This is a genomic window from Telluria sp. LT2P80 (assembly GCF_059685955.1).
This window is the reverse complement of the sequence record NZ_JCASIO010000003.1, coordinates 555,265-561,944: the sequence shown is the minus strand read 5'-3', so window position 1 is coordinate 561,944 and position 6,680 is coordinate 555,265. Positions and strand designations below refer to the sequence as shown.

Sequence of the window (6,680 nt, the reverse complement as noted above, 5' to 3'; positions counted from 1 at the left end):
TTCGCGCACACTCGATCGGCCACCGCGCCGCCGTGGCGGCCATGCTGCCAAACGGGGCATTTCCGGTGAACTCGATTGCATCCTGGTCGCGCGCGACCGCGAAGGGCGCACCATCGATGCCGTCACCGGGCGCGGTGCGCTGAAGACTGCGCAACTCGAGCGTGACTTGCTGCCCAGGCTCGATCGGCAGGCCTTGCTGGTCAGTGATGGCCATCCCGCTTACCGCGCCTTTGCCCGCAAGCACAGGATCGCGCACGAGGCGGTCAATGTGCGCGCCGGTGTGCGTGCAAGGCGTCTGGGCAGCCTTGCCATTCATGTCCAGAACGTGAACGCCTACCACCAGCGCTTCAAGGCGTGGCTACAGGGCTTTCGTGGCGTGGCATCGCGCTACCTGCCCAATTACCTGGGCTGGCGCTGGGCGCTGGATGGGGAGCGGGTTATTTCGCCGGAACAGTTGCTTCGCGTTGCCATCAACGTCATCAACAGATAACGCTGACTGAGCCATGCAAACAGCCCTGCACATGGCAGGGCTGTCGTGAGGTGATGCGGATTACTTCGCGGTGTAGATCTTGTCGAACTCGCCGCCATCGTCGAAGTGACGCTTTTGCGCTGCGCGCCAGCCGCCGAAGACTTCGTCAACCGTGAACAGGCTGATCGGCTTGTAGTTGGCCGCGTACTTCTTCATGACCGCTTCCGAGCGAACGCGCATGAAGTGCTTGGCCCCAATTTCCTGGCCCACCGGGCTGTACAGGAAGTTCAGGTAAGCCGTAGCAGGCTGACGCAGCTTCTGGCGATCGACGACCTTGTCGACGACGGCCACCGGCGACTCGGCCAGGATCGAGCTGGTCGGGTAGACGACTTCGAAGTCGTTGCCGAACTCCTTGCGCACCATGCTCACTTCGTTTTCGAATGTCACCAGCACGTCGCCGATCTGGCGCTGGGTGAACGTGGTGGTCGCGGCGCGGCCGCCACCGTCCAGGATCGGCACGTTCTTGAAGATCTTCGAGACCAGGTCGCGGGCAGCGGCCTCATTGCCGCCTTTCTTGATCACGGAACCCCACGCACCCAGATAGGTGTAGCGGCCGTTGCCGGCGGTCTTCGGATTCGGGATGATCACGGCCACGCCAGGACGTGCCAGATCTTGCCAGTCGCGTACCTGCTTCGGGTTGCCCTTGCGGACCAGGAACACCATCGTCGAGTAGTAGGGCGCCGCATTGTTCGGGAACTTTTTGGCCCAGTCTTTTGCCACCAGGCCGCGGTCGGCCAGCATGTCGATGTCATTGGCCTGGTTCATCGTGACAACCGACGCCGCCAGGCCATCGGCCACGGCGCGCGCCTGCTTGCTCGAGCCGCCGTGCGACTGCTTGACTTCGACCGTCTGGCCGCTTTGCTGCTTGTAGGATGCGATGAACGCCGGGTTGATTTCTTTGTACAATTCACGGGCGACGTCGTACGACACGTTCAGCAGCTCTGGCCCGGCGGCGCTGGCGTGCAGCGGCACGGCGCTGCCGGCAGCCAGGACCAGCGCCAGGATCGAGCGGCGCAGCGTGTTCGGAGAGGTGATGCGCATAATGTGGTCTCGCTTGCTTGAAGTTGGAGTGACAGCGTGCATGTTCCCCGATGCGGCCGTCAAACGGAACAATACTTTCGTCATATGGTTATGCCCATCATGCGCTTGTCCCTGCCGCCAGCAGGGTCGTTGCCTTTCAGTGTATAGTCGAGCCCGTGTTAAGCCGGGGACGCCATCTGTCGCCACCTCACGTCTTTGTACCGTATTTATGTTGATGATCGATGTCCACGCGTATTGAAATCCGCAAGGCAGTTCCCGCCGACGCCGCGCCAGCCTGCAATCTGCTGCGCCGCTCCATCGAGGAAGGCTGCAGTGCCGACCACCATGGCCAGCCAGCAGTACTCGACGCCTGGCTCGGCAACAAGACGCCGGCCACCGTCGCCGCCTGGTTTGCCGCGCCCGCCAATTTTGCCGTCGTTGCCGAGAGTGAAGGGCGGATGGTCGGGTTGACGCTGCTGACCCCGGCCGGCAAGGTGGCGCTGTGCTACGTGCTGCCCGATGCGTTGCGCTGCGGCGTGGGCCGGGCGCTGCTGGCGGCGGTCGAAGAGCAGGCGCGTGCCTGGAATATCAGCAAGCTGCATCTGCACAGCCCGGCTGGCGCAAGCACGTTCTTCGAGCGCCACGGCTACAGCAATGCGGGCAAGGAAAAATCCTGCTTCGGCCTCGATAGCGACCTGATGTGGAAGCGGCTCGACGGCACCAGCGAAGGCGGCGCGCGCAAGCGCTTCTGCAACTGCAGCGACTGAACAGTCGACCAACCCGCACGCTGCACGCCCCCAGCACGCCACACAGCGCTATCCATGACGAATACGCTATAGTACGGCCCATCGATATTCACGAGTCACACCAACGCATATATGGCTTCCCGCAGAGACTTCCTCCATCAGGGCGCGCGCCTTGCCGCCATCGGTGTCATCGGTGCGCCGCTGGCCGCCGCCGCAACTGACCTCCAACCGCCACCTGACCTGTTCGATTCGCAGGCGCTTGACCTCGATTTCTGGGTCAAGCCACGTACCTTGTCGGTCACGCGCCCGCAAAGCGGCGAGACGGCCAACGTACTGTACTGGAAAGACGGCGAAGTCATCGAGTCGGCATACCAGGAACTGTGCCATCTGCTGCGCGACGTGAACGGCAAGGCGTCCGCTCCCATCGATCCGAAGCTGTTCGAGATGCTGTGGAGCACCCAGGCCTTCATCGCCCGTTTCGGCATCATCAAGCCGCTCGAGATTTTGTCGGGCTACCGTTCGCCGGCATCGAACGCGCGCCTGCGCGAGCAGGGCATCCCGGCAGCGCGCCAGTCGCTGCACCTGGTCGGCAAGGCTGCCGATATCCGGATCGCCAACCTGAACGAAGAAGTGCTCGGTGGCCTGATCAAGAGCTTCCGCGGCGGCGGTGTCGGCTACTACTACCGCAGCGGTCCGCGCGGTGGCTGGATTCACGCCGATACGGGCCTGGCGCGTACCTGGAAAGGCTGAGTTCGCGGCCGCAGCCCCGTGTCGGGTCTGCGGTGTGCATGCGCTGCAACGGTGCGTGCGTGTTTGCTAACCTGGGCTAGTATGGACAGCAAGTGCCGGGGCGCCGCCCCGGTGGTGTCCATGTCACTTTTCCAGGAGGCTCTGATGTCAACAATCAATACCCCAACCATGGATCGCCGTTCGATGCCCGATCGTCGCGTGACGGCGCGTACGCATGGCCGCTCCGCCATGTCTGCACTGGATTATATTGCGATGGTGCTATTGATTATTGGTGGCCTAAACTGGGGCATGGTCGGCCTGTTCGACATCGACATGGTCGGCGTGCTGTTCGCGCCGGGTTCGACGCTCACCCGCGTCGTCTACGTGCTCGTTGGCCTGGCGGCGCTGTACTCGGTGGTCACGATGGCCAAGATGGCTGGCAGCAAGCGCGCGTAAGTGGTCATTCGCATTGGCCTGATCGCCGACACGCACGGCCTGCTGCGTCCACAGGCGCTCGACTTTCTGCAGGGTAGCGATGCCATCCTGCACGCCGGCGACATCGTCGATCCGGCCACGCTCGAGCGCCTGGCCGGGATTGCACCGCTCACGAGCGTGCGCGGCAACAACGACAGCGGCGCCTGGGCCCGGGCATTGCCTGACGTCGTCACGGTGAACTTTGGTGGTGTCGCCGTCCACATGCTGCACGACTTGAAGGAGCTTGCCATCGATCCGGTGGCAAGTGGCGTGCGCGTCGTGGTCACCGGTCACACGCACAAGCCGGCCTGCATCGAGCGGGGCGGTGTGCTGTACGTCAATCCGGGTGCGGCGGGGCGGCGCCGGTTTACGCTGCCCGTGTCGGTCGGCGAACTCATCATCGAGGATGGGCATGCAAGCGTGCGGCTCGTGACGCTCGATATCCCATGATGCAAGCGTGAGCCTGGCAAACGTGGACCTGGCCCGCGGCGATGGAAATTGCCGTAAGATACGCCCCGTCCCCTTTTGCTTGCAGCACATGACCCTCCCGCCCGAACAACCACCCCGCTTCAAACCCCGTCCCTGGACCGCGCTTGAGACGCCGCAAGACGTCGAGCTCTGGATTGACGAGCACAACGCCGCCATGCAGGAACTGATCACGCCGCAGGAAACGGGCGTTGGCATCTGCTTCGCCATTGCCGAAGGCGGGCTCGTGCACATGCAGACGACGGCTGACGCCATTCTGCTTGACGTCGACAGCGATGCCGCCTGGATCGCGCCCCTGATCATGGCCGCCACCGGCGCCGAGCAGCCGCGCGGCCAGATCTGGGTGCTGCCGGACGATAAGCTCGTCCAGCTGATCCTGGGCTTGTCGACGCTCGTACAAAGCACCACGCTGGTCACGGGCCACAACTTCGGACCAGGTTCGCGCCCCAGCTGGTAAGCGGTGTCAGTAGGGCAGTCCCGTGACTTCCAGCGGCAATTGCCAGACGGCGCCGGCGCCGGTGATGTACAGCGTCTTGCCGTCAGTGCCACCGAACGCCACATTTGTCACATTGGCGTCGACCCGGATCGTCGCCAGTTCGCGGCCCTGCGGCGAGAACACGCGCACGCGCTTGGGTGCGTGTTCCGTCAAATACAGGTTGCCATGGCAGTCCAGCGTCATGCCGTCGCCATTCTCGATGCCCTTGATCAGATCACGCCCCGCCTGCGGCACGCCATTCTTGATCGGGTAGGCGCGGACCGCGCCATCGCTCGCGTTCACGTACAGCGTCTTGCCGTCGAGTGACAGGGCAATCCCGTTCGGATTCTTGCGCGAGCCGTCGACCAGTGTCACCGCGCCATCCGTCCCCACGCGATAGATACCGGTCACCGGCTGGCCGCCGGGCGCTGCGGCTTTCTGATAGTCCGGATCCGTGAAGTAAATCGTGCCGTCAGCCGCGATGGCGATATCGTTCGGTGAATTGAAGACCTGCCCTTGGAACTGTGAAGCGACACCCGTGCGCTTGCCGTCCGCCAGGTCGTAGCGCGACAGAGCCTTGTACTTGTGGGTGGCCGCGACCAGTGTCCCTGCGGTGTCGACCGCCAGTCCATTGCTGCCCGCGTCCTCGATGGCGGTGGTCACGTCACCGCCCGGCGTGTACTTGCGCACGCGTGACGGAAAACCCTGGCTGAAGCTGAAGTCCGAAAAATACAGCGCCCCGTTCATCCATACCGCCCCTTCGTACAAGCCTGGTTCGCCCCGCGACGGCGTGATCGCCGCAATGCGCTCGGCTTTCAGTTCGCCCGACGGGGCCTTGCCACTGCAACTGGCGGCCGGGGCAGCCAACACTGCTGGCGAGAGGATAGCGGCGACACTGGCGGCAAGCATCAGTCGGACGAGCGGAATGCGACGTGGGGCACGACGGGGGGACAAGGACATGGGCAACTCCTGGCAAAGTGAACGTTAGATGAGGGCAGTGATACCGCTATCATTTCAAATGAATCAATTGTATCCTTCTCTCCATAAGACGATAACATTCCCGCAACCTTATTGGAGGAGACAAGCATGATCGATTTACAACGGCGCGGCCTGGTCATGGCTGCAGGTGGCGTCCTGGCGGCAAGCGCAGTAAACCCGGCCTGGGCCAGCACCGGCCGCAAACTCGGCTACGCGATCGTGGGCCTGGGCGGCTATGGCCTGGGTCGCATCATCCCGCAGTTCCAGAATTGCCAGCACAGCCGTCTCGTGGCGCTCGTCAGCGGCGACCCCGCCAAGGCAAGAAAGGTGGCGCAGGAATACGGCGTGCCCGAACGCGGCATCTATTCGTACAGCGATTTCGACCTCATCCGTGACAACCCGGACATCGACATCGTGTATATCTGCCTGCCCGTGTTCATGCACGCCGAGTACACGATCCGCGCCGCGCAAGCCGGCAAGCACGTCATGTGCGAAAAGCCGATGGCCATCAATCCAGCGGAGTGTGAACAGATGATTGCTGCCTGCCGCAAGGCCGGCAAGAAGCTGATGATCGGCTACCGCTCGCGCTTCGAGCCGCACAATGTCGAAGCCATCTGCCTGGCACGTGCCGGCGCGATCGGCACGATCCGCTACTTCCGCTCGGAGCACGGCTTTGTCGCGGGGGACGCGAACACCTGGCGCATGAAGAAGGCGCAGTCGGGCGGCGGCTCGCTGATGGACATCGGTATCTACGCGCTGCAGGCGGCGCGCTACATGACCGGCGAAGAGCCGGTGGCCGTGTTCGCCAAAGAAACGACCAATCGCAGCGACCCGCGTTTCCGTGAAGTGGAAGACATGATCGACTTCCAGCTCGAGTTCCCGTCCGGGGCGATCGGCTCGTGCATGTCGATGTACAGCGCCAACCGCAACCAGTTCGTGCTGATGGGCGACAAGGGCCGCATCGAACTGGAACCGGCCACTGCCTACAGCGGCCAGCGCATGTGGGTGGGCCAGGAACGCAGCGACAAGACGGAGGTCAAACCCCCACCCGGACCGTACGCGAACCAGTGGGTTGGCCAGCTCGACCACATGGCGCAGTGCGTCATGCAGAACCGCGAGCCGCTGGTTCCTGGCGAAGAAGGCCTGCGCGACATCCGCATCATCGAAGCCGTGTACCGCTCGGCGCGCGAACAGAAGCGGATCGTCGTGCGGTCCTGACACTGGCCCATCCTGCTGCTTTTCG

General features: G+C 63.4%; 9 protein-coding genes. 7 read left to right on the top strand and 2 right to left on the bottom strand.

The features are described 5' to 3' along the window. On the top strand, window positions 1-490 hold a 490-nt coding region (locus tag AC56LW_RS11760), incomplete at its 5' end, for an IS1595 family transposase (RefSeq protein WP_499634433.1). Between the two features lie 60 nt (window positions 491-550). Here the strand turns inward: AC56LW_RS11760 and AC56LW_RS11755 are convergent. After that, entirely contained in the window at window positions 551-1,570 is a 1,020-nt protein-coding gene (locus AC56LW_RS11755; protein WP_499634430.1) for a sulfate ABC transporter substrate-binding protein, read from the bottom strand. Between the two features lie 221 nt (window positions 1,571-1,791). Here AC56LW_RS11755 and AC56LW_RS11750 point away from each other — a divergent pair, with 221 nt between their 5' ends. The 5 genes from AC56LW_RS11750 (at window position 1,792) to AC56LW_RS11730 (ending at window position 4,441) form a co-directional block, all read left to right on the top strand. Continuing rightward, the gene (locus AC56LW_RS11750; protein WP_499634427.1) at window positions 1,792-2,316 is read left to right on the top strand and encodes a GNAT family N-acetyltransferase; all 525 of its coding nucleotides are present in this window, start codon (window positions 1,792-1,794) and stop codon (window positions 2,314-2,316) included. Between the two features lie 111 nt (window positions 2,317-2,427). Next, window positions 2,428-3,045 (top strand): YcbK family protein, encoded by a 618-nt coding sequence (locus AC56LW_RS11745; RefSeq protein ID WP_332533731.1) that lies wholly within the window; start codon window positions 2,428-2,430, stop codon window positions 3,043-3,045. Between the two features lie 144 nt (window positions 3,046-3,189). Next, a complete protein-coding gene (locus AC56LW_RS11740) occupies window positions 3,190-3,480 on the top strand; it encodes a DUF378 domain-containing protein (RefSeq protein WP_332533730.1) in 291 nt (96 codons plus the stop codon). Between the two features lie 6 nt (window positions 3,481-3,486). Continuing rightward, window positions 3,487-3,948 carry a metallophosphoesterase family protein gene (locus AC56LW_RS11735; protein ID WP_499634451.1) on the top strand — a complete coding sequence of 154 codons (462 nt, stop codon included), beginning with the start codon at window positions 3,487-3,489 and terminating at the stop codon, window positions 3,946-3,948. Window positions 3,949-4,036: 88 nt separating this feature from the next. Beyond that, window positions 4,037-4,441: a hypothetical protein gene (locus AC56LW_RS11730; protein WP_332533729.1), complete on the top strand. Its 405-nt coding sequence runs from the start codon at window positions 4,037-4,039 to the stop codon at window positions 4,439-4,441. A 6-nt stretch (window positions 4,442-4,447) separates the two neighbouring features. On the opposite strand, the gene AC56LW_RS11725 is transcribed toward AC56LW_RS11730, so the two are convergent. After that, window positions 4,448-5,419 carry an SMP-30/gluconolactonase/LRE family protein gene (locus AC56LW_RS11725; protein ID WP_499634424.1) on the bottom strand — a complete coding sequence of 324 codons (972 nt, stop codon included), beginning with the start codon at window positions 5,417-5,419 and terminating at the stop codon, window positions 4,448-4,450. Window positions 5,420-5,545: 126 nt separating this feature from the next. Here AC56LW_RS11725 and AC56LW_RS11720 point away from each other — a divergent pair, with 126 nt between their 5' ends. Beyond that, a complete protein-coding gene (locus AC56LW_RS11720) occupies window positions 5,546-6,655 on the top strand; it encodes a Gfo/Idh/MocA family protein (RefSeq protein WP_499634421.1) in 1,110 nt (369 codons plus the stop codon). Window positions 6,656-6,680 lie beyond the last annotated feature (25 nt).

Bases quoted from the DNA above. Each gene is read 5' to 3' on its own strand.
- AC56LW_RS11755 (WP_499634430.1), bottom strand. From the start codon at position 1,570: ATGCGCATCACCTCTCCGAACACGCTGCGCCGCTCGATCCTGGCGCTG.
- AC56LW_RS11750 (WP_499634427.1), top strand. From the start codon at position 1,792: ATGTCCACGCGTATTGAAATCCGCAAGGCAGTTCCCGCCGACGCCGCG.
- AC56LW_RS11745 (WP_332533731.1), top strand. From the start codon at position 2,428: ATGGCTTCCCGCAGAGACTTCCTCCATCAGGGCGCGCGCCTTGCCGCC.
- AC56LW_RS11740 (WP_332533730.1), top strand. From the start codon at position 3,190: ATGTCAACAATCAATACCCCAACCATGGATCGCCGTTCGATGCCCGAT.
- AC56LW_RS11730 (WP_332533729.1), top strand. From the start codon at position 4,037: ATGACCCTCCCGCCCGAACAACCACCCCGCTTCAAACCCCGTCCCTGG.
- AC56LW_RS11725 (WP_499634424.1), bottom strand. From the start codon at position 5,419: ATGTCCTTGTCCCCCCGTCGTGCCCCACGTCGCATTCCGCTCGTCCGA.
- AC56LW_RS11720 (WP_499634421.1), top strand. From the start codon at position 5,546: ATGATCGATTTACAACGGCGCGGCCTGGTCATGGCTGCAGGTGGCGTC.